This window comes from Serratia sp. BNK-33-b (assembly GCF_048684565.1).
Taxonomy (GTDB): domain Bacteria; phylum Pseudomonadota; class Gammaproteobacteria; order Enterobacterales; family Enterobacteriaceae; genus Serratia; species Serratia marcescens.
Genome location: NZ_JBLQTZ010000001.1, coordinates 151322 through 172655, shown reverse-complemented (window position 1 = coordinate 172655; position 21334 = coordinate 151322). Strand labels below are relative to the sequence as shown.

Here is a 21334-nt window from a genome sequence, read left to right as displayed (position 1 = left end):
GAATAAATCGCAATCCACGCCGCGGGAGGGAAACCATATGTTTTTAACGGCGTCTTGACGCTAACAAAAAACCTCGGTGCTCAATTCGGTAACCCTTGTAAGCTAAATCGGCCGCAGCGTCAAACGCAGATCCCCCCAAGGGGATAAAAAAGTGTATCTGCTCATCAACTTTAGGAGATTTGCCGCCCAGCCGACAGGCAGCCGCTTATCCCTTAATCAGAGTCGGCGTAATGAAGATCACCAGTTCGCGTTTTTTCTGTTGTGCGCCGCTTTGCCGGAACAAGCCCCCCAGCAGTGGCGCATCCCCCAATCCCGGCACCTTGTCCGCCGTCTTGCCGCTATGCCGTTGAAAAATACCGCCGAGCACCAGGGTTTCGCCGCTTTTCACCGTGATCTGCGTCTTAATCTCTTGTTTATCGATGGTCAATGCCTCACCCGCCCCGCGGCTGATGGCGCGCCCCGGCATATTTTGGCTGATGTGCAGCGTCAGCGTGATGCGCCCGTCCGGCAACACTTTCGGCGTCACCTCCATGCCCAGCACCGCCTCTTTGAACTCGATGGCGGTCGCACCGCTGGCGCCGCTCGACACTTCATAAGGGATCTCCGTCCCCTGTTTGATGCTGGCGGTTTGCAGGTGCGCCGTCAGCAGGCGCGGACTGGCGATGATCTCCACCTGATTCTCCTGCTCCAGCGCCGTCAGCTCGAGGCTCAACAAACGCCCGCTGATGCGCGCCAGATGAAAACCGGCGTTCACGGCGCCGCGTTCCAGCGGCAGATTGACACCGACATTGCCCGGCCGCAACGGCCGCGCCGGCCTGTCGTCGGCCGCCAACCCCCAACGCACGCCAAGCTCACGCAGGCTTTCGCGGTTGATGGTCACGATATGCGCCGCCAGTTGCACCTGCGCCAGCGGCGCGTCCATTTCCGTTATCCGCTTTTTCAACTGCGTCAGGATTGGCGCGGTGTCGCGCAGCAGCAACGTATTGGTGCGTTTATCCGCCAACACGCTGCCACGCTCGCTCAGCAACGCGCCGCGTTGGGCGTTGAGGCTTTCGGCAATTTCCGCCGCATCGCCGTTCTGTAACGTCAGGGTCAGGCTGTGCAGCGGTTGCCGCTGCGCCAACGCCTCTCGCTGCTGCCTTTTTTCCTGCGCGTCCGGCTCCGGCGAGATCAGTATCACGTTGCCTTCCCGCGTCATCGCCAGTTTGCCCATGCGCAGGGTCAACGCCAGCGCCTGAGGCCAGGGCACATTCTCTAGCCGCAGCGTCAGGTTGCCGCTCACGCCGGGCGCGGCGATCAGGTTCATCTGCCGATAATCCGCCAACGCCTGCAGGATGACCGTGACCGGTGCATCCTGAAATTCCAGGGAAACCCGCTGCTTATCCTGCGCCTGCGCGGTGCCGAGCGTCAGGCACCACAGCGCCACGCCCAATCCAGCACATCCTTTCATGGTTTGCCATCCTTGTTGTCCATCATGAGCGAGACGTCGCCCTGGCTCGCCGGGCAATCCGGTTCGGCCGTCAGCGCCGTTAACGTCAAGCTACGCGCCTGCACCTGCGTCACCTGCCAGCGCTCGGCCAGCACCCGTTGCTGCGGCCGCAGGCGCAACCATTGTCCCGCCGGCGTCACTACCCAGCCATAGCGCAGCGTCGGTTGCCCGATGACGCCTTTCAGTCGCCAGCTCGCCGGCGACGCCTCCGTTTGGGCACAAGCAGACATCGGAAGCGGCGCAAACGGGTCGCGCGGCTCAGCGCATAATGCCCATGGCCACAGCAGCCACCACCAACGGCCGGGTCTTTTACTCATTGGGCTGATCCTCGGCGGCATCCTGCAAAACCAACCGCGCCGTCATGCCAAGGGACGGCGTCTCCACGCTCAGTTGCTCGAGGCGTAAATCGGCGGGCAGCGCCTCCAGCAGCGCCAGCAAACCGGCGTAGTCAATGCGCAAGCTCAGCGTTTGCCGCGGCGGTTTTTCCTGCCGCTGCCAGCGCAACAAGGCGCCTCCCGCCCGTTGCAGCACGCTCGCCAGATCGCCGTTGGTGGACGGAGGAAGCGGCGCCGCCGGGATAGCGGTTTCCGGCACCTCGTCCAGTTGGCGTTGCACCATGGCGATCTGTTGCAACAGGCGCTGTTGCCGCTCCCCCGCGCTTTCCCGCTGACGCCATTCGTCTTGCAGCATCCAGCCACCGCCCAACAGCGCCAACGTGCCGATACCCAACCCTTGCGACAGCAGCAATAGCCAGCCCGGCAAGCTCAGCCAGAGGCGCAGCCCGGATGACAAACGGTTATCCATCACGCCCCCACTGCGCCGCCAGATGAAAGGTGTACAGGCCGTCGTCGCGTTGCGCCACCTCAGCCAAACGCAACCGCGGCAACGCAGGCATCCCCGCCAGCCGCCGTTCGAACTGCGTGATGGCCGCAGGAGAACGGCTCAATCCACGCAGCCGCAGGCCGTTCACCGCATCGCTCTCCAGCGCCGTGAGCCACAGCGGTGGAGGAATGCTGGAGGACAATTGCTGCAGCAGCTGAAAATAACGCCGGTTATGCTGGGCGTTGCTCGCCTGCCGTTCGGCGCGGGCGCGGTGCAGCGCCCGCTGCGCCCGCTCTTGCTGTTGCTGACGGGCGAGCAACGTCAGTGCCGCCAGCTCTTCACCCAGCATCGCCAGCCGCGCCTGCCGCTGCGCCTGTTGGTGACGCAATTGGCCGGCGACCAGGAACAGCGCCAGCAGCAGTGCCATTACCTGCAACATCAGCACGCCCAACCAGAAATAGCCGCGTCGCCGATCGCGGCGTTGTCGCCAGGGCAGAAAGTTGACCTGATACATCAGCGATCCTCCTCGCGCAGCGCCAGGCCACCGGCCAACGCGAACGCCGAAGGATGCGCAGGCAACGGCGGACGCAGCTGCGTGAAGGCGCTGAGCGGCGACCAGGCAAGGCAACCGGCGGGCAAGGCTCCCGCCAGCACGCTGCCGGCATAGACCGGCCGATCGTCGCCCACCGGCATCTGAGCTTGCAGCGCCCGCAGCGCCTGCGCGTCATCGTCGCCCGGCGCCAGACCAAAAGCGAACGCGCCGTCGGCCGGCGCCACCCACAGCCATTCTCGTTCGAGACGGTGCATCAGCCCCGCAGCGGGCGGCACGCCTGCCGCCGTCGCCATCATCCGCAGCGCGCAGGGGGTGATATCGACCGCTTGCGGATGCAGGCCAGCCTGACGCAGACAATGCAGCCACTGCTGCAGCTCCTGCCGCCGCGCGGCGGTCAGCAACAGCGCCGCCTCATCCGCCGGCGCGGTGCGATAGTCGAGCGCCAGCGTCTGGCCATCGAGCGGAAACTGCTTCACACCGTGGCCGCCGATATAGTCGCTGCGTTCCGGCTCGCGCAGCCGCACGTCCGGCTGCGCCATGCGTTGCTGCAACACGCGCTGCGCCGGCAGGGCAATGCGTAAGGAAATATGTCGCGGCAGTTGGACGCGCCATTGCCGCAGCGCCCGGATCAGGAATTCGGAAGGTTCCAGACAGCCATCGCGTAAAACCGCCTGCGGCAGCGCCTGCTGCCACCAGTGGCGCAACTGCCAGCCGTTGCGGCGGCGTTGGGCCGCCACCGCCCGCACGCAGTCGATTTGTATATCCAGCCCCACCTGCCATGCTTGAGGGAACATGTTTCGCAAGCCTCCATAACATCAGATGATAAAAGAACATATCCATGTCGCAGGCTTGCCTTTATACTACCGCGCGGTTGTTTATAAACTGCCCAAATGACTTAGAAATGGGAAATCTCAGGTGAAGTTCGTAAAGTATTTACTAATCCTTGCAGTATGTTGCATCGTGCTGGGAGCAGCCTCGATTTTCGGCTTGTACAAATATGTCGAGCCGCAGCTGCCCGACGTCGCAACGCTGAAAGATGTGCGGCTGCAGATACCGATGCAGGTCTACAGCGCCGATGGCGAACTGATCGCCCAATACGGCGAGAAGCGCCGCATTCCGCTGAAACTGGATCAAATTCCACCGGTGATGGTGCACGCATTCATCGCCACCGAAGACAGCCGCTTCTATGATCACCATGGCGTCGATCCGGTCGGCATCTTCCGCGCCGCCTCCATCGCGTTGGTCTCCGGCCACGCTTCGCAGGGGGCCAGTACCATTACCCAACAGCTGGCGCGTAACTTCTTCTTAAGCCCGGAACGCACCCTGATGCGTAAAATCAAGGAAGCCTTCCTGGCGGTGCGCATCGAGCAGATGCTCACCAAGGATGAAATCCTTGAGCTGTATCTGAACAAGATCTATCTGGGTTACCGCGCCTACGGCGTAGGCGCCGCCGCGCAGGTCTATTTCGGCAAAGACGTCAGCCAGCTGACCCTGAGCGAAATGGCGACCATCGCCGGCCTGCCGAAAGCGCCGTCCACCTTCAACCCGCTCTATTCGCACGATCGCGCCGTTGCCCGCCGCAACGTGGTGCTGTCGCGCATGCTGGACGAACACTACATCACGCAGGCGCAGTACGATCAGGCGCGCTCCGAAGATCTGGTCGCCAATTACCATGCGCCGGAAATCAGCTTCTCCGCGCCGTATCTCTCCGAGATGGTGCGTCAGGAGATGATCAAGCGTTACGGTGAAAACGCCTATACCGACGGTTACAAGGTTTACACCACCGTCACCAAACGGCTGCAGTTGGCGGCGCAGGAGTCGGTACGCAACAACGTGCTGGCCTATGACATGCGCCACGGTTACCGCGGCCCATCCAACGTGTTGTGGAAAGTCGGCGAAGCGGCCTGGGATCGCAAACAGATTGTCGATTCGCTGAAAAACCTGCCGAACTACGGCCCGCTGGCGCCGGCGGTGATCACCGCCGCCAACCCGCAGGAAGCGACGGCGATGCTGGCCGACGGCAGCAGTATTGCCCTGCCGATGGCGACCATGCGCTGGGCACGCCCATACCGTTCGGACACTCAGCAAGGCCCAACGCCGAAACGCGTCACCGACGTAGTGCAGACCGGCCAGCAAGTGTGGGTGCGTAAAGTGAACGAAGCCTGGTGGCTGTCGCAGGTGCCGGACGTCAACTCGGCGCTGGTCTCTATCAACCCGAACGACGGCGCGGTGAAAGCGCTGGTTGGCGGCTTCGACTTCAATCAGAGCAAGTTCAACCGCGTCACGCAGGCTCTGCGTCAGGTGGGCTCGAACATCAAACCGTTCCTGTACACCGCCGCGATGGATAAAGGCCTGACGCTGGCCACCATTCTGAATGACTTGCCGATTACCCGTTGGGATGCCGGCGCCGGCACCGACTGGCGGCCGAAGAACTCGCCGCCGACCTACGACGGCCCGATTCGCCTGCGACAGGGGCTGGGGCAGTCGAAGAACGTGGTGATGGTGCGTGCGATGCGCGCGATGGGCGTCGACTACGCGGCGGAATATCTGCAGCGCTTCGGCTTCCCGGCGCAGAATATCGTGCATACCGAATCGCTGGCGCTGGGGTCCGCCTCCTTCACCCCGATGCAGCTGGTGCGCGGCTACGCGGTGCTGGCGAACGGCGGTTATCTGGTCGACCCGTACTTCATCACCAAAATTGAAGACGATAACGGCAATACGGTGTTCGAAGCCAAACCGAAAGTGGTGTGCGGCAGCTGTAACCTGCCGGTGATCTACGGCGACACCCACCGTTCGGCGGTGCTGTCCGACGACAACATCGAAAACGTCGCCACCTCGCAGGAAGGCAACAACAGCACGGTGCCGATGCCTCAGCTGGAGCAAGTCACCCCGGCTCAGGTACAGCAGGACGGCGATCAACAGTATGCGCCGCACGTCATCAGCACACAGCTGGCCTTCCTGATCCACGACGCGCTGAACAGCAACATCTTCGGCGAACCGGGTTGGATGGGTACCGCCTGGCGCGCCGGCCGCGATCTGAAACGTCATGATATCGGCGGCAAAACCGGTACCACCAACAGTTCCAAGGACGCCTGGTTCTCAGGCTATGGCCCGGATACCGTGACCTCGGTGTGGATCGGTTTTGACGATCACCGCCGCGACCTGGGCCGTTCGACGGTATCCGGCGCCATCCCGGATCAGATTTCCGGCGGTGAAGGCGGTGCCAAGAGCGCCCAGCCGGCGTGGGACGACTTTATGAAAACCGCGCTGGAAGGCATCCCAGAGCAGAAAGTCACGCCGCCGCCGGGCATCATCAGCGTCACCATCGACAAGAGCAGCGGCAAGCTCTCTGGCGGTGGCGGCGGCAGCCGTTCCGAGTACTTCATCGAAGGAACGCAGCCGACGGACTACCCATCGCGCGATACCGGCACCACGTTGACCGATCCGGGCGGTGAAAGCCACGAGCTGTTCTGATCGAAAAGGGCCAGAGAAATCTGGCCCTTTTTTTATTCGGCGTGAAGCGTATCAGCGCGACGCGCGCAAAAATGCCTCGGAAAGGAACAGCGCGCTGACGTTGCGCGCCTCACGGAAATCCGGTTCCGCCAGCAGCGCCATCATGTTGGCGATCGGCCAGCGCACCTGCGGCAAGGGCTCCGGCTCATCCCCCTCCAGGCTCTGCGGATAGAGATCGTGCGCCAGCACGATATTCATTTTGCTGGAAAAGTAGGACGGCGCCATCGTCAGCTTACTGAGAAAATCAAAGCGTTTCGCGCCGTACCCCACCTCTTCCATCAGCTCGCGGTTGGCCGCCTCCAGCACCCCTTCGCCGGGATCGATCAGCCCTTTCGGGAACCCCAACTCATAGGATTCGGTGCCGACCGCATATTCGCGGATCAGCAGCAGGTCATCGCCAATCACCGGCACGATCATCACCGCTTCGCGATCCGAAGGCCGCATGCGTTCATACACCCGCCGAACACCGTTGCTGAATTCCAAATCGACCGACTCGACGTTAAACAAACGCGAACGCGCGACCGTTTCCACTTTCAGAATTTTAGGTTTTTGCAGGTGTTTATCCATGATTGCCTCAAAGAGGTTACCCAGGCGCGGACGGGCAACCGAAAAAATGATTGGCGTAACGCACGGCTCGTTGGCGCTCAAACGCTGACCAAATTCGATCCTGATCACATTGTGCGTTAAGGGCAAGCTCCGCCGCAACGCGCATGAACAGTAATTTACTTTCTTTTAACAAGCGTAGCCAGCGGCCGGCGATTTTCCGTACTGATTCAGCAAACAGCGCGCAAGAAAATAGGATAATACCGATATCGACGGCAGAGACCGGTTGCTAGTATCACGCAGGCAAGAATCAGTGATAAAATGGCCTTGCGTCATGAAGGAATGAGATCCAGAGCGAGAATCTGTTTGTTCCCTCATTAGTTCTGGGTGCCTCCTGGCGGTTTACTCCGTATAATATTCAGCTTTTCATCAGGTTGGCGAAATTCACGGGTGTGAGATGGGGATTGCATGAGCACAATAGTGTTGATATTGGCCTTAGTGCTTGTCTGCCTGATTGCCGCCGGCCTGTACCTGTGGTTCAAGGCCCGCAACCCGTCGGCGCTGGCGCGCGCATTGCCGTTTATCAAGCCTGCCCACCGCAAGCTGACCGACGAAGAGCGCGCCGCGGTCGAGTTCTATCTCAATCAGCAAAACAAGCTGAGCAACAAACTGTTGCCCGGCGGCGGCGCTACGCTGCCCGCGGCCAAGCTGGCGCTCACACCGCAAAGCGATAACGTATATCCGGTCACGCACGCCATTACCCGCTACGGGCTGGCCAGCGACGATCCCAATAAATGGCGCTATTACCTCGACGCGGAAGAGGTGCATCTGCCGCCGTTTTGGGAACCCTATATCACCGCCGACAACCATGTGGAAGTGATCAGAACCCAGACGCTGCCGCTGGTGATTTCGCTCAACGGGCACTCGCTGAAAGATCATATTCACGATCGGCCGCAGCCGCCGGTGGTGGCCGCCACGCCGACCAAAAACGCGTCCATCCGCAAGGAAGAGAGCGAGCATGTCGAGCTGGTCAATATTCGCAAGGAAACGCCGGAAGAGCATGCGCTGAACCGGCCGAACGGCATCCGTGAAGCCGTCATCATCTCCGCCGCGCTGCTGCTGCTGTTCTTCAGCCTGATAAGCCCGGTGCTGGTTATCCCCTGGATGATTTTTGTGGCGGTGCTGATGATCGCCTGGGGATGCTGGAACCTGTTCCGCCGTCCGGCGTCGCGTGAGCTGAAAGAGATCCACTGCCTGCGCGGCACGCCGAAGCGCTGGGGCCTGTTCGGCGAGTCCGATCAGGGGCAGATCAGCAACATTTCGCTCGGCATCATCGATCTTATCTACCCGCCGCATTGGCAGCCGTACCTGACGCAGGATCTGGGCAAGACCACCGATGTGGACGTCTACCTCAATCGGCAGGTAGTGCGCCAGGGGCGCTTCCTCTCGCTGCATGACGAAGTGAAGAATTTCCCGCTGCAGCAGTGGGGCCGCAACGCGGTGCTGGTCGCCAGCTCGGCGCTGGTACTGCTGTTGCTGCTGATCTATATTCCGCTCAACCTGCCGCTGACCCTCAGCATGGCCTGGCTGCAGGGTGCGCAAAAAGTGGAAGTGACCAGCGTGCAAGCCCTGGAAGCCACGCCGCTGCGCATCGGCGACACGCTGAAAGTGCGCGGCAGCGGCATGTGCTATGTGCCGCCGCCGGCCAACGGCGGCGGCACCGTCAATTTTGCGCCGTTCGACTGCTCCGGCATCTATTGGAACAACGCCGCCCCGTTGCCGCAGCCGGAATCGGAAGTCATAGACAAAGCGACGGCCCTGCTGGCCACGGTCAACAGCCAGCTGCATCCGAGCGGCGCCGATCAGAAGGTCAACCCGCAGCTGGCCAGCGCCATCGAGAAATCCGGCATGATCCTGTTGGATGACTTCTCTGATATCGTTCTGAAAACACAGGATTTGTGCCAGGCAGAAAACGACTGCGTGCGGTTAAAAAACGCCTTGGTCAACCTGGGCAACGCCAAAAACTGGAGCGGCCTGGTGAAACGCGCCAGATCCGGCGCGCTGCAAGGCGTCAACGTCCTGCTGCGCCCGGTAAGCGCAGAGTCGCTGGAAAGCCTGACCAAAGTGGCCACGTCGTCGTTCATCTTCAATGAAACGCGCCTGGCCGCCGCGGCGCTCAACAGCCCGCCGCCGGGCGGTTTCCTGATCCGCAGCGATGAAGGCCGCCAGCTGGTCAGCCATCCGCAGTCTTCAGCGCCGCAGAGCGAATACAACGCCCTCGACCAGTGGAATGAGCTGCAGCGCCTTTCCACTCTGCTGCTGCATACCCCGTTCCAGGCGCAAGGGGTAATCACCAGCCTCAGCGTCGATGCCAACGGCACCCGCCACGTGGCGCTGCACAGCGAACCGGACATGATCACCCTGTGGCGCTACCTCGGCACCAGCCTGCTGTTGCTGGCGGTGGTCGTCAGCCTGGGCTATAACGCCTGGCGGCTGGTGCAGCGTCGGCGCATCAATCAGCACCGCGTCGCCGATATCCAGCGTTACTACGACAGCTGCTTCAATCCGCAGATCAATCCGATGTCGATGCGGCCGATGGCCTGAACCTGACGCCGGGCCTCCGCCCTGTCATCTGCTTATGCTACGCTAACGCTATTATTCTCATCTGCGGACCGCCCGTCGGTCCGCCCGTGGAGTTTTTATGGTTCCCGAATTTGATTGGCCGCAGATCGATACCGTGCTGCTGGATATGGACGGCACCTTGCTGGACCTGGAATTCGACAGTCACTTCTGGCTCAGCCTGGTGCCGCAAGCGCTGAGCGAAAGGCGCGCCATTCCGTTTGACGAAGCCCGTCATATCATTGAGCGGGAATATCAGGCGGTGCAGCACACCATGAATTGGTATTGCTTCGATTACTGGAGCGAGCGGTTGGATCTGGATATCTACCGCATGACCAGCGAAGTGGGCAGCCGCGCCCGGCTGCGCGAGGATACCGAGCCGTTTTTACGGGCGCTGCGCGGCGCCGGCCTGCAAACCATTTTGCTGACCAACGCCCATCCGCACAGCCTGGCGGTGAAAATCGAGCATACCGGTCTGGATCGGCACCTTGATTTATTGTTTTCCACCCACACATTTGGTTATCCGAAAGAAGATCAGCGTCTGTGGCAGGCGGTGCAACAGCACACCGGGTTCAACCCGCAGCGCACGCTGTTCGTCGACGACGGCGAGCCGATCCTCGACGCGGCGCGCACTTTCGGCATTCGTTACTGCCTGGGCGTGCAAAACCCGGACTCCAGCACGGCGGAGAAAAGCTTCCAGCGCCATCCGTCGATGCGCGACTATCGCCTGCTGATACCGGCGCTGGCCAAGGGGGAAGCATGAAAGACAAAGCGACGCGCGACGACGCGGTTCGGCTGGATAAATGGCTGTGGGCCGCACGCTTCTACAAGACCCGCGCGCTGGCGCGCGAAATGATCGATGGCGGCAAGGTGCATTACAACGGCCAGCGTGGCAAGCCGAGCAAGATTGTCGAACTTAACGCCGAGCTCAAGCTGCGGCAGGGCAACGAAGAACGTACGGTGATCGTGCTGGCGCTGACCAGCCAACGCCGCGGCGCCGGCGAGGCGCAGCAAATGTATCAGGAAACCGAAGCCAGCATCGCCAACCGCGAAAAAATGGCGCTGGCGCGCAAGATGAACGCGTTGACCATGCCGCATCCGGACCGTCGTCCGGACAAAAAGGAGCGGCGCGACCTGATGAAATTTAAATTTGGTGAGCCGGAATAAGCCCTCACCGCAATGAGAGAAGATTATGTCCAACCATGACCAATTGCACCGTTACCTGTTTGAAAACTACGCGGTGCGCGGCGAGCTGGTTACCGTCAGCGAAACCTATCAGCAGATCCTGAATAACCACGACTACCCGGCGCCGGTGCAAAAGCTGCTGGGTGAACTGCTGGTCGCCACCAGTCTGCTGACCGCGACCCTGAAGTTCGACGGCGACATCACCGTTCAGCTGCAAGGCGACGGCCCGCTGAAGCTGGCGGTGATCAACGGCAACAACCGCCAGGAGATGCGCGGCGTTGCTCGCACCCAGGCGCCTATCGCCGACGACAGCACCTTGCATCAGATGATCGGCAACGGCGTCATGGTCATCACCATTTCCCCAACGGAAGGCGAGCGCTATCAGGGCGTCGTCGGCCTGGAAGGTGAAACCCTGGCCGAATGCCTGGAAGCCTACTTCCGCCAGTCCGAGCAGCTGCCAACCCGCCTGTTCATTCGCACCGGCGAAGCGGAAGGCAACGCCGCGGCGGCCGGTATGCTGCTGCAGGTGCTGCCGGCGCAGGACGGCAACCTCGATGATTTCGATCATCTGGTGCAACTGACCAACACGGTCAAAAGCGAAGAGCTGTTCGGCCTGCCGGCCAACGAAGTGTTGTACCGCCTGTACCATCAGGAAGAGGTCACCTTGTACGAACCGCAGGACGTGCAGTTCCGCTGCACCTGTTCTCGCCAGCGTTGCGCCGACGCGCTGCTGACCCTGCTGACCGACGAAGTGGCGGACATGCTGGAGCAGGACGGCAACATCGACATGCACTGCGACTACTGTGGCAGCCACTATGTCTTTGACCCGGTTGATGTTGCCGCGTTGTATGCGGGTAACACCGGCGAAAGCGACCAGTTGCACTAAGTGACACCCTTTCGGCGGGCGCGCCCGGCGCCCGCCAACGCCCGCCGTTTGCACGTTTGCTTTTTTCCGTGTGCTATCTCTCAGATCGTAACGAAATACCGCCTAAAACGTTAAATATTTGATACCCATCGCGGTTACGCACCGTTAGATCCCTACAATTGCCGCCAGAAATTCTGTGACCAAGGAGTAGTAACATGCGCGTTAAAGGTATAACCCCTCAGGATCTGGCCGCTTACGGCATTCACGACGTTAGCGAAATCGTTCACAACCCGAGCTATGAACTGCTGTTTAAGGAAGAAACAGACCCATCTCTGGAAGGTTTTGAGCGTGGGGTAGTCACCAAGCTGGGTGCCGTCTCCGTCGATACCGGCATCTTCACCGGCCGCTCGCCGAAAGACAAATACATCGTCCGCGACGACATCACCCGCGATACCGTGTGGTGGGCCGATCAGGGCAAAGGCAAGAACGACAACAAACCCCTCAGCCCGGAAGTGTGGGCCGATCTGAAACACCTGGTCACCGAACAACTGTCCGGCAAACGCCTGTTCGTGGTGGATACCTTCTGCGGCGCCAACGCCGACTCGCGCCTGAAAGTGCGCTTCATCACCGAGGTGGCCTGGCAGGCGCACTTCGTGAAAAACATGTTTATCCGCCCGAGCGACGAAGAGCTGGCTGACTTCGAGCCGGACTTCGTGGTGATGAACGGCGCCAAGTGCACCAACCCGAACTGGCAGCAGCAAGGCCTGAACTCGGAGAACTTCGTCGCCTTCAACCTGACCGAGCGCATGCAGCTGATCGGCGGCACCTGGTACGGCGGCGAAATGAAGAAAGGCATGTTCTCGATGATGAACTACCTGCTGCCGCTGAAAGGCATCGCCTCGATGCACTGCTCGGCCAACGTGGGCGAGAAAGGCGACGTGGCGGTGTTCTTCGGCCTGTCCGGCACCGGCAAGACCACCCTCTCCACCGATCCTAAGCGTCAGCTGATCGGCGATGACGAGCACGGCTGGGACGACGACGGCGTGTTCAACTTCGAAGGCGGCTGCTACGCCAAGACCATCAAGCTGTCTGAAGAAGCCGAACCGGACATCTACCACGCCATCAAACGCGATGCGCTGCTGGAAAACGTCACCGTGCTGGCCGACGGCAGCATCGACTTCAACGACGGTTCGAAAACCGAGAATACCCGCGTTTCTTACCCGATCTATCATATCCAGAACATCGTCAAGCCGGTGTCCAAGGCGGGTCACGCCACCAAGGTGATCTTCCTGACCGCCGACGCTTTCGGCGTGCTGCCGCCGGTATCGCGCCTGACCGCCAACCAGACTCAGTACCACTTCCTGTCCGGCTTCACCGCCAAACTGGCCGGCACCGAGCGCGGCGTAACCGAACCGACGCCAACCTTCTCCGCCTGCTTCGGCGCCGCGTTCCTGTCGCTGCACCCGACGCAGTACGCCGAAGTGCTGGTGAAACGCATGCAGGCCGCCGGCGCCCAGGCTTACCTGGTCAACACCGGCTGGAACGGCACCGGCAAACGCATCTCGATCAAAGATACGCGCGGCATCATCGACGCCATCCTGAGCGGTGAAATCGACAAGGCGGAAACCGTCACTCTGCCTATCTTCGATCTGGCGATGCCGACCGCGCTGCCGGGCGTGAACCCGGAAATCCTCGATCCGCGCAACACCTACGCCAGCCTCGAGCAGTGGCAGGAAAAAGCGCAGGATCTGGCCGAGCGCTTCATCACCAACTTCGACAAATACACCGACACGCCTGCGGGCGCCGCGCTGGTTAGCGCCGGCCCGAAGCTGTAATTCGGTAACGTTACCTCTTCAGCTAAGGCGCGGATCCCGCGCCTTTTTTTATTTCAATTGATTGCTTTTTAACCGGAAAGACGAGAAAATAAGTCAATGCAATCATTGATAGCAAAGGAGGTTTCAATGGCTACTATCACCGTCAGAAATCTGGACGACGAAATCAAAGAGCTGCTGCGTATCTCAGCGGCGAAAAACGGCCATTCCATGGAAGAGGAAGCGCGCATGATCCTGAAACAGGCGCTGGTGAAAAAGCCGCCGCGCTATGGATTGGGTACCTGGATGCATCAGCACTTCGCCGAATTCGGCGGCGTTGAGCTGGAGATCCCACCGCGTGACGCCGTGCCGCCACGCATCGTCACCTTTGATGATGAAGATGACAACGCATGATCATTATCGACACCAACGTCATTTCAGAAACGCTGCGTCCCAGCCCGTACTACAACGTCATTAACTGGTTAAATGAAAAGGACAATGACGAGCTCTATCTCAGCGCCATTGTCCTCGCCGAACTGTTTAGCGGCGTCGCCTGCATGCCTGACGGCAAGCGCCAGCGGGATCTCAAGCTGAAATTGGCGGACGCCATTGAATTGAAGTTCGAGGGGCAGATATTGCCGTTTGATGGGCTGTGCGCGATGCAATACGCGGAATTGACGGCAAGGAATCGGCTGCTGGGTAAAGCGATGAGCGTGCCGGATACCCAAATCGCCGCCACCTGCCTGCATTACGGCGCCGCCCTGGCCACCCGCAATACCAAAGACTTCCTCCACTGCGGCATCGAGTTAATCGATCCGTGGCAGGCGCCGACCGGCCGTCGGTTGCATGAAGATGCGGCGGAATACTACGTGATGAGCAGAAAGTCCTGACGGGGCCGCAGCGGCGCGGCCCACACCAGAGTGTCAGGCGTTTTCCCTGGCCGTTTGATGGCCGTTGGTCGACTCTTTTTTCTCCATCGGCAACGGAATATACGCGCGGATCAACAGCCCACCGCGCTCGCTGGTGCCGATATCCAGTTCGCCGTCATGCGCGTCGATAATACGCTGCACGATCGCCAGCCCCAGACCGGTGCCGCTGGTGCTGCGCGCGCTGTCACCGCGTACGAACGGCTGCAGCAGGTGCTTCAATTCTTCCGGCTTGATGCCCGGGCCGTCATCTTCCACCTGGAACCAGCCGCGCTGCAGCTCGCGACCGCTGCTGACCTTGATCCAACCGTTGCCGTAACGCGCCGCGTTCACCACCATGTTCACCGCCGCCCGCTTAATCGACAGCGGATGCACATTCATCATCAGCTCGCCCGGCGACAGCGCGGTTTCAATTACCCGCTCATAGCCGCTTTCCGCCGCGACCACTTCGCCTAAAATGGCGTTCAGATCGCTGCTTTCGGTCGGCATCTCCTGCCCGGTGCGCAGATAATCGATGAACTGCTCGATGATGGCATTGCACTCTTCGATGTCTTTATTGATCGACTCGGCCAGATAACCGTCTTCGGCGCTCATCATCTCCGTCGCCAGCCGAATGCGCGTCAACGGCGTGCGCAGGTCATGGCTGACCCCGGCCATCAGCAAGGTGCGATCGTCCGCCAGCTGCTTGACGCCCGACGCCATCTGATTGAATGCGCGAGTCACTGACCGCACTTCGGAAGCGCCATACTCGCGCAGCGGCGGCGGAATGATGCCCTTGCCCACCTGCAGCGCCGCATGTTCCAGCTCCACCAACGGGCGGTTTTGAATGCGGATAAACAGCCAGGCGCCGCCGATCGCGAGCAGCATGATCGCCAGCGTATAGCGGAACAGCGGCGAGAAATCGCCCTGGTGGATTTCCGTCAGCGGCACGCGCACCCAGATATCGGGCTGCAGCCAGGTTTTCAGCCACACCACCGGGGAGTTCTTGTTCACTTCCACCCGCACATCGGTCGGCCCGCCGAGCTGCTGCGCCATCTGCTGGCTGAGGAACTGGTAGTGCTGCGCCCAGCGCAGGCCGCTCTCCTCCGCCGCCGAATTCGTGTAGAGAGAGATGCCCAGTTCGCGGTAGATCTCACGGCGGAATGCCGGCGGCACTTCCAGCAGCGTGCCGTCTTCCAGCTGCAGCCGATCGGTCATCAGCATACGCACTTCGTAGGCCAACACCTTGTTGAACTGCTGCAGGCTGGGCAGGATGGCGAAGTTCAGCACCACCAGATAGGTCGTCACCAGGCTGACGAACAGCAAGGTGACGATCAACAACAGGGTTCGGGCAAACGAGCTACGCGGTGAAAAGCGCAATCGCCTCATGCCTTGCTGCCGTCCGGTACGAAGACGTAGCCGAGACCCCACACGGTCTGGATATAACGCGGATGCGCCGGATCTTCTTCAACCATGCGGCGCAGGCGAGAGATCTGCACGTCAATGGAACGCTCCATGGCGCTGTATTCGCGGCCACGCGCCAGGTTCATCAGCTTATCGCGCGACAGCGGTTCACGCGGGTGGCTGACCAGCGCCTTCAGTACCGCGAACTCGCCGCTGGTCAACGGCATCGGTTCGTCTTCGCGGAACATTTCGCGGGTGCCGAGGTTCAGTTTGAATTTGCCGAACGCGATCACCGCCTCTTCCTGCGAAGGCGCGCCCGGCAGTTCGTTCGCCTGGCGGCGCAACACCGCGCGGATACGAGCCAACAGCTCACGCGGGTTGAACGGTTTAGGAATGTAGTCGTCGGCGCCGATTTCCAGCCCCACGATGCGATCGACCTCTTCGCCTTTGGCGGTGACCATAATGATCGGCATCGGGTTGCTCTGGCTGCGCAGGCGGCGGCAGATGGACAGGCCGTCTTCGCCCGGCAACATCAGATCGAGCACCATCAAATGGAAGGATTCACGAGTCAGCAAGCGATCCATTTGCTCAGCGTTGGCAACGCTGCGAACCTGGAAGCCCTGCTCGGTTAAATAACGTTCTAAAAGCGCGCGCAGGCGCATGTCATCATCGACAACCAGGATCTTATGATTCTCTTGCATGGTATTACTCCCAAAGGCTTTATTGCCTGACTCGAATATTGTTAGAAAACCTTGCCATTTGAGACAGCGTTTAATGGTATGTATTCTAGACGAAATTGTTACAAAGCTTATTCTTTTCCCCATTTATCAACAATTTTCAGTGAATGTCGACGGGGGTTCGTTAAAATTTCGCCCTTTATCGGCGCAATGTGGGGCGACGGCCCAATTTTGCACAATTTCGCCACCGGCGAACCGACCGGTGGCGTTTAGCCGTCGGGTCAGGAAGTCTGCAGGAAACGCGCCAGCTGCCGGCGCAACTGCCGGTTCTCTTGCTGCAGCGCATCAACCCGATCGAGCAACGTCAACGCCATAGCGATCCCCGGCCAATCCAGATCCAGCTCGGCACGCAGCCTGCGCGCGCGCTGCAGATGGCTCAGCGCCGGGTAATCGAACTCCCAGCGCGGCTGCGCCGGCTCCAGCGGCACGATCACGCCCAGGCCGACGATCTCGACCAATTCGTCCTCTGAAATCTCCACTCGCTGACACAGTTCCACCACGGTGAATGTGATCTCTTTCTTCATCATGTGCTTTACTCCCATTCCGCACGCGGATTGAACGCCGCCTGCTCAGCCAGCTCTCGCCACAGGGCGCTGGCCTTCTCGTTCGGCTTCGGCGGCATCACCACCTTGAGAATGACATACAGATCGCCGGGCTCTTTCTTGCCCGCCAGCCCTTTGCCCTTGACCCGCAGCCGTTTGCCGCTCTGGCTGCCGGCCGGCACGGTCAACGCGATTTTGCCGGTCAGCGTCGGCACCTCGATGCTGGCGCCGAGCGCCGCTTCCCACGGGGCGAGCGGCGCCACGATGCTCAGATTGTGGCCATCAATTTCGAACAGCGGATGCGGCGCGAGGCGGATGACCAGATACAGGTCGCCGTTCTGGCCGCCGCCCACGCCGGCAACGCCCTGCCCCTTGAGGCGAATGCGCTCGCCGTCGCCCACGCCGGCCGGAATTTTCACGTTCAGCGTCTTGCTGGCTTCGCTTACCTGCCGCCCCAGTTCGTCGTACACCGGCAGCGTGTAGGAAATCTCGCGGCTTTGACCATGCAGCGTTTCCTCGAGGAACAGCGGCACCTCCATCTCCAGATCCTGGCCGCGGAAGCCATGCCCGCCGTGCGAGTGCGAAGCAGAGCGATGCCCGCCCGCCGCCCGCCCGCCGAACATGCTTTCGAAGAAATCGGAGAAGTCTTGCGCGTCGGCGCCGCCGCCGTGCCATGAAGCGCTCTGCTGATAGCCGCCGCGATCGCCGCGCGCCTGGCGGCCAAAGTTCGGATCGTTGCGGTGCAGCCGGATCTGATCGTACTCGGCGCGGCGCTCCTCGTCCTTCAGCACCTCATAGGCTTCGGCCACTTCCTTGAACTTGCTTTCGGCATCGTCTTCAGTGCTCACGTCAGGGTGATATTTACGCGCCAGCCGACGGTAGGCCGTTTTGATGGTTTTCAGATCGGCGTTGGGCTCAACGCCCATCGTGGCGTAGTAATCTTTAAATTCCATGCGGTAATACCTTCAATGTGTTGGGTTGTGCGCCAAAATTCCTTGTCTCTCTCGCCAGATATCCTCCTTTCGTCACATTCCTTTTCCGCTACGCTAAGCATACTCCCGATCGTTAAAAGCTGCGCAAACTGAATAAAAACCGTGCGACAAGGCACAGGCCCGCGCGCCATTTCTAAAGCCCCCCGCATTCACGTACACTGTGGCGGTGGCCCCATAAAGATAAATCACGATGAGAACTCAACTGATAACCCGTGAAGGGTATGACAAGCTCAAACAAGAGCTGGATTACCTCTGGCGCGAAGAACGCCCCGAGGTGACCAAGAAAGTGACCTGGGCCGCCAGCCTGGGCGACAGAAGCGAAAACGCCGATTACCAGTACAACAAGAAGCGGCTGCGCGAGATCGATCGCCGCGTCCGCTATCTGACCAAATGCCTGGAGCAGTTGAAGATCGTCGATTATTCACCGCAGCAGGAAGGCAAAGTGTTCTTCGGCGCCTGGGTAGAGGTGGAGAACGAAGACGGCGAAACCAAACGCTTTCGCATCGTCGGTTACGACGAGATTTTCGGCCGCAAGGATTACATCTCCATCGATGCGCCGATGGCGCGCGCCCTGCTGAAAAAAGAGGTCGGGGACGTCGCCACCGTCAATACCCCGCTGGGCGAGGCGCAGTGGTACGTTAACGAGATAAACTACCCGAAGTAAGCTTTCAGCTTTTTCCTAACCGCCGCCAACGCCGCCGTCTGCGCTGTTCTCCATGCCGCGGCCGCGCGGCGGCGGCCCGCTTCGCTGGCATTTTCCCCGATCAATCCGTATAACTGTCCCCTGTTTATTCACCGTTCTCAATACAGATACCAGACCTATGAATGACCCACTGAGCCGCATTATTGCAACAGAACTGCAGGCCCGGCCGGAGCAAGTCGACTCCGCCATCCGTCTGCTGGATGAAGGTAATACCGTGCCCTTTATTGCACGCTATCGTAAGGAAGTCACCGGGGGCCTGGACGACACCCAACTGCGCCAGCTGGAAACCCGCCTGGGTTATCTGCGTGAACTGGAAGATCGTCGCCAGACCATCCTGAAGTCGATCGATGAACAGGGCAAACTGACTGAACAACTGGCGGGGGCGATCAACGCCACGCTGAGCAAGACCGAACTCGAAGACCTCTACCTGCCGTACAAACCGAAGCGCCGCACCCGCGGCCAGATCGCCATCGAAGCCGGCCTGGAACCGCTGGCGGACACGCTGTGGCAGGATCCGCAACAGCAGCCGGAACAACTGGCCGAACGCTACGTCGACGCCGACAAGGGCGTGGCGGATGTGAAAGCCGCCCTCGACGGCGCGCGCTATATCCTGATGGAGCGCTTCGCCGAAGACGCCGCGCTGCTGGCCAAGGTGCGCGACTACCTGTGGAAAAACGCCCATCTGGTGTCCAAAGTGGTCGAGGGCAAGGAAGACGAAGGCGCCAAGTTCCGCGACTATTTCGATCACCACGAACCGATTTCCCAGGTGCCTTCGCACCGCGCGCTGGCGATATTCCGCGGCCGCAACGAAGGCGTGCTGCAGCTGGCGCTGAACGCCGATCCGCAGTTTGAAGAAGCGCCGCGCGAAAGCCAGGCGGAGCTGATCATCATCAATCACCTCAATCTGCGCCTGAACAACGCTCCGGCCGACGCCTGGCGCAAGGCGGTGGTCAACTGGACCTGGCGCATCAAGGTGTTGCTGCACCTGGAAACCGAGCTGATGGGCACGGTGCGCGAGCGCGCGGAAGATGAAGCGATCAACGTGTTCGCCCGCAACATGCATGATCTGCTGATGGCTGCGCCGGCCGGCATGCGCGCCACCATGGGCCTCGATCCGGGCCTGCGCACCGGAGTGAAAGTCGCCGTGGTCGACGCAACCGGCAAGCTGGTCGCCACCGACACCGTCTACCCGCACACCGGGCAAGCGGCCAAAGCCGCCGCCATCGTCGCGGCGCTGTGCATCAAACACAATGTAGAGCTGGTGGCCATCGGCAACGGCACCGCGTCGCGTGAAACCGAGCGTTTCTATCTCGACCTGCAAAAGCAGTTCAGCGACGTCCGGGCGCAGAAAGTGATCGTCAGCGAAGCGGGCGCATCGGTGTACTCCGCGTCCGAACTGGCGGCGCAGGAGTTCCCGGATCTCGACGTATCGCTGCGCGGCGCGGTGTCCATCGCTCGCCGCCTGCAGGATCCGCTGGCGGAGCTGGTGAAGATCGACCCGAAATCCATCGGCGTCGGCCAGTATCAGCACGACGTCAGTCAGAGCCAGCTGGCGAAGAAGTTGGATTCGGTGGTGGAAGACTGCGTGAACGCCGTCGGCGTCGATCTGAACACCGCGTCGGTGCCGTTGCTGACCCGCGTGGCCGGCCTGACGCGCATGATGGCGCAGAACATCGTCAACTGGCGCGACGAGAACGGCCGCTTCAGCAACCGTGAACAGCTGCTGAAGGTCAGCCGCCTGGGGCCGAAAGCGTTCGAACAGTGCGCCGGCTTCCTGCGCATCAACCACGGCGACAACCCGCTGGATGCCTCTACCGTTCACCCGGAAGCCTATCCGGTGGTGCAACGCATCCTGGCCGCCACCGAGCAGGCGCTGCAGGATCTGATGGGCAACGCCTCCGCGGTGCGCAGCCTGAAAGCAGTTGATTTCACCGACGACAAGTTCGGCGTGCCGACGGTCACCGACATTCTGAAAGAGCTGGAGAAGCCGGGCCGCGATCCGCGTCCGGAGTTCAAAACCGCCACCTTCGCCGAAGGTGTGGAAACCCTCAACGATCTGCAGCCGGGCATGATCCTGGAAGGCTCGGTGACCAACGTCACCAACTTCGGCGCCTTCGTGGATATCGGCGTGCATCAGGACGGCCTGGTGCACATCTCCTCGCTGGCGGACAAATTCGTCGAAGATCCGCACACCGTGGTGAAGGCCGGCGACATCGTCAAAGTGAAGGTGATGGAAATCGATCTGCAGCGTAAACGCATCGCGCTGAGCATGCGCCTGGATGAGCAACCGGGTGAAGGCTCGCCGCGCCGCGGCGGCAACGCGCCGGCACAGTCGCGCGACACCGCCAACCGTTCGGCGGGCGGCAACAAGGCCAAACCGCGCAACGCGGCGCCGGCCGGCAACAGCGCCATGGGCGACGCGCTGGCGGCGGCATTCGGCAAGAAACGCTAAGTCAGAGCCAACAGGGCGGAGCCTGCTCCGCCCTTTCTGATGAATAAAACTTGCGGCATTTCTTGACCCGTCTCAATAAACCGTCATCTTTTTATTTCCTGTTCCTGCGTGATCACCCTCTCATTATTCAGCCAGCAAAAATGCCTTCTGCAGCCATTTATTAACAACTTTGTTAACACGCATTTTTCATCTCGCCAAT

20 protein-coding genes are annotated in these 21334 nt (G+C 60.7%); 10 read left to right on the top strand and 10 right to left on the bottom strand.

What is annotated here, in order from left to right:
- Window positions 1-205: 205 nt before the first annotated feature.
- Genes hofQ through pilM form a run of 5 tightly spaced genes read right to left on the bottom strand, consistent with a single transcriptional unit; the run spans window position 206 to window position 3658 of the window.
- Window positions 206-1450: a DNA uptake porin HofQ gene (gene hofQ / locus ACMGGK_RS00735; RefSeq protein WP_049300722.1), complete on the bottom strand. Its 1245-nt coding sequence runs from the start codon at window positions 1448-1450 to the stop codon at window positions 206-208.
- Entirely contained in the window at window positions 1447-1806 is a 360-nt protein-coding gene (locus tag ACMGGK_RS00730; protein WP_097101269.1) for a HofP DNA utilization family protein, read from the bottom strand. Before ACMGGK_RS00730 ends, hofQ begins: the two co-directional genes overlap by 4 nt.
- Entirely contained in the window at window positions 1799-2293 is a 495-nt protein-coding gene (locus ACMGGK_RS00725) for a hypothetical protein (RefSeq protein ID WP_049300723.1), read from the bottom strand. The genes ACMGGK_RS00730 and ACMGGK_RS00725 overlap by 8 nt, the downstream gene beginning before the upstream one ends.
- Window positions 2286-2825, bottom strand: coding sequence for a PilN domain-containing protein (locus ACMGGK_RS00720; protein ID WP_143778633.1), 540 nt, complete (start codon window positions 2823-2825; stop codon window positions 2286-2288). The genes ACMGGK_RS00725 and ACMGGK_RS00720 overlap by 8 nt, the downstream gene beginning before the upstream one ends.
- The gene (gene pilM, locus ACMGGK_RS00715) at window positions 2825-3658 is read right to left on the bottom strand and encodes a pilus assembly protein PilM (protein ID WP_016930373.1); all 834 of its coding nucleotides are present in this window, start codon (window positions 3656-3658) and stop codon (window positions 2825-2827) included. Before pilM ends, ACMGGK_RS00720 begins: the two co-directional genes overlap by 1 nt.
- 121 nt (window positions 3659-3779) lie before the next feature.
- On the opposite strand from pilM, the gene mrcA reads away from it, so the two are divergent.
- Window positions 3780-6338 carry a peptidoglycan glycosyltransferase/peptidoglycan DD-transpeptidase MrcA gene (gene mrcA, locus ACMGGK_RS00710; protein ID WP_049300725.1) on the top strand — a complete coding sequence of 853 codons (2559 nt, stop codon included), beginning with the start codon at window positions 3780-3782 and terminating at the stop codon, window positions 6336-6338.
- 51 nt (window positions 6339-6389) lie between these two features.
- Here the strand turns inward: mrcA and nudE are convergent, their stop codons facing one another.
- Window positions 6390-6944: an ADP compounds hydrolase NudE gene (gene nudE, locus ACMGGK_RS00705; protein ID WP_015379304.1), complete on the bottom strand. Its 555-nt coding sequence runs from the start codon at window positions 6942-6944 to the stop codon at window positions 6390-6392.
- Window positions 6945-7388: 444 nt separating this feature from the next.
- Here nudE and ACMGGK_RS00700 point away from each other — a divergent pair, with 444 nt between their 5' ends.
- The 7 genes from ACMGGK_RS00700 (at window position 7389) to ACMGGK_RS00670 (ending at window position 14290) form a co-directional block, all read left to right on the top strand.
- A complete protein-coding gene (locus ACMGGK_RS00700; protein WP_420276617.1) occupies window positions 7389-9524 on the top strand; it encodes an intracellular growth attenuator family protein in 2136 nt (711 codons plus the stop codon).
- A gap of 97 nt (window positions 9525-9621) precedes the next feature.
- Complete coding sequence (gene yrfG, locus ACMGGK_RS00695) at window positions 9622-10302, top strand: GMP/IMP nucleotidase (protein WP_016930376.1); 681 nt, start codon at window positions 9622-9624, stop codon at window positions 10300-10302.
- Window positions 10299-10706 carry a ribosome-associated heat shock protein Hsp15 gene (gene hslR, locus ACMGGK_RS00690; protein ID WP_016930377.1) on the top strand — a complete coding sequence of 136 codons (408 nt, stop codon included), beginning with the start codon at window positions 10299-10301 and terminating at the stop codon, window positions 10704-10706. The genes yrfG and hslR overlap by 4 nt, the downstream gene beginning before the upstream one ends.
- A gap of 25 nt (window positions 10707-10731) precedes the next feature.
- Entirely contained in the window at window positions 10732-11610 is an 879-nt protein-coding gene (gene hslO, locus ACMGGK_RS00685) for an Hsp33 family molecular chaperone HslO (protein WP_420276616.1), read from the top strand.
- A gap of 194 nt (window positions 11611-11804) precedes the next feature.
- Window positions 11805-13424, top strand: coding sequence for a phosphoenolpyruvate carboxykinase (ATP) (pckA, locus tag ACMGGK_RS00680; protein WP_015379308.1), 1620 nt, complete (start codon window positions 11805-11807; stop codon window positions 13422-13424).
- Window positions 13425-13550: 126 nt separating this feature from the next.
- Window positions 13551-13814 carry a FitA-like ribbon-helix-helix domain-containing protein gene (locus ACMGGK_RS00675; protein ID WP_004930730.1) on the top strand — a complete coding sequence of 88 codons (264 nt, stop codon included), beginning with the start codon at window positions 13551-13553 and terminating at the stop codon, window positions 13812-13814.
- Window positions 13811-14290 carry a type II toxin-antitoxin system VapC family toxin gene (locus tag ACMGGK_RS00670; protein WP_016930378.1) on the top strand — a complete coding sequence of 160 codons (480 nt, stop codon included), beginning with the start codon at window positions 13811-13813 and terminating at the stop codon, window positions 14288-14290. The genes ACMGGK_RS00675 and ACMGGK_RS00670 overlap by 4 nt, the downstream gene beginning before the upstream one ends.
- A 33-nt stretch (window positions 14291-14323) precedes the next feature.
- Here the strand turns inward: ACMGGK_RS00670 and envZ are convergent, their stop codons facing one another.
- From envZ to cbpA, 4 genes are all read right to left on the bottom strand, one after another.
- Entirely contained in the window at window positions 14324-15694 is a 1371-nt protein-coding gene (gene envZ, locus ACMGGK_RS00665; protein WP_015379311.1) for a two-component system sensor histidine kinase EnvZ, read from the bottom strand.
- Window positions 15691-16410 (bottom strand): two-component system response regulator OmpR, encoded by a 720-nt coding sequence (gene ompR, locus ACMGGK_RS00660; protein WP_004709363.1) that lies wholly within the window; start codon window positions 16408-16410, stop codon window positions 15691-15693. Before ompR ends, envZ begins: the two co-directional genes overlap by 4 nt.
- Window positions 16411-16667: 257 nt before the next feature.
- Window positions 16668-16973: a chaperone modulator CbpM gene (locus ACMGGK_RS00655; protein ID WP_004930739.1), complete on the bottom strand. Its 306-nt coding sequence runs from the start codon at window positions 16971-16973 to the stop codon at window positions 16668-16670.
- A 5-nt stretch (window positions 16974-16978) separates the two neighbouring features.
- Window positions 16979-17941, bottom strand: coding sequence for a curved DNA-binding protein (gene cbpA, locus ACMGGK_RS00650; protein ID WP_015379312.1), 963 nt, complete (start codon window positions 17939-17941; stop codon window positions 16979-16981).
- 229 nt (window positions 17942-18170) lie between these two features.
- Between cbpA and greB the strand changes: the two genes are divergently transcribed.
- Entirely contained in the window at window positions 18171-18644 is a 474-nt protein-coding gene (gene greB / locus ACMGGK_RS00645) for a transcription elongation factor GreB (RefSeq protein WP_004930745.1), read from the top strand.
- Window positions 18645-18801: 157 nt separating this feature from the next.
- Window positions 18802-21135 (top strand): Tex family protein, encoded by a 2334-nt coding sequence (locus ACMGGK_RS00640; protein WP_420276615.1) that lies wholly within the window; start codon window positions 18802-18804, stop codon window positions 21133-21135.
- Window positions 21136-21334 lie beyond the last annotated feature (199 nt).

Coding starts and splice junctions, on each gene's coding strand:
- hslO (WP_420276616.1), top strand. CDS start 10,732: ATGTCCAACCATGACCAATTGCACCGTTACCTGTTTGAAAACTACGCG.
- ACMGGK_RS00700 (WP_420276617.1), top strand. CDS start 7,389: ATGAGCACAATAGTGTTGATATTGGCCTTAGTGCTTGTCTGCCTGATT.
- hslR (WP_016930377.1), top strand. CDS start 10,299: ATGAAAGACAAAGCGACGCGCGACGACGCGGTTCGGCTGGATAAATGG.
- pilM (WP_016930373.1), bottom strand. CDS start 3,658: ATGTTCCCTCAAGCATGGCAGGTGGGGCTGGATATACAAATCGACTGC.
- ACMGGK_RS00720 (WP_143778633.1), bottom strand. CDS start 2,825: ATGTATCAGGTCAACTTTCTGCCCTGGCGACAACGCCGCGATCGGCGA.
- ACMGGK_RS00640 (WP_420276615.1), top strand. CDS start 18,802: ATGAATGACCCACTGAGCCGCATTATTGCAACAGAACTGCAGGCCCGG.
- nudE (WP_015379304.1), bottom strand. CDS start 6,944: ATGGATAAACACCTGCAAAAACCTAAAATTCTGAAAGTGGAAACGGTC.
- ACMGGK_RS00675 (WP_004930730.1), top strand. CDS start 13,551: ATGGCTACTATCACCGTCAGAAATCTGGACGACGAAATCAAAGAGCTG.
- greB (WP_004930745.1), top strand. CDS start 18,171: ATGAGAACTCAACTGATAACCCGTGAAGGGTATGACAAGCTCAAACAA.
- cbpA (WP_015379312.1), bottom strand. CDS start 17,941: ATGGAATTTAAAGATTACTACGCCACGATGGGCGTTGAGCCCAACGCC.
- pckA (WP_015379308.1), top strand. CDS start 11,805: ATGCGCGTTAAAGGTATAACCCCTCAGGATCTGGCCGCTTACGGCATT.
- ACMGGK_RS00670 (WP_016930378.1), top strand. CDS start 13,811: ATGATCATTATCGACACCAACGTCATTTCAGAAACGCTGCGTCCCAGC.
- yrfG (WP_016930376.1), top strand. CDS start 9,622: ATGGTTCCCGAATTTGATTGGCCGCAGATCGATACCGTGCTGCTGGAT.
- envZ (WP_015379311.1), bottom strand. CDS start 15,694: ATGAGGCGATTGCGCTTTTCACCGCGTAGCTCGTTTGCCCGAACCCTG.
- ompR (WP_004709363.1), bottom strand. CDS start 16,410: ATGCAAGAGAATCATAAGATCCTGGTTGTCGATGATGACATGCGCCTG.
- ACMGGK_RS00730 (WP_097101269.1), bottom strand. CDS start 1,806: ATGAGTAAAAGACCCGGCCGTTGGTGGTGGCTGCTGTGGCCATGGGCA.
- ACMGGK_RS00655 (WP_004930739.1), bottom strand. CDS start 16,973: ATGATGAAGAAAGAGATCACATTCACCGTGGTGGAACTGTGTCAGCGA.
- hofQ (WP_049300722.1), bottom strand. CDS start 1,450: ATGAAAGGATGTGCTGGATTGGGCGTGGCGCTGTGGTGCCTGACGCTC.
- ACMGGK_RS00725 (WP_049300723.1), bottom strand. CDS start 2,293: ATGGATAACCGTTTGTCATCCGGGCTGCGCCTCTGGCTGAGCTTGCCG.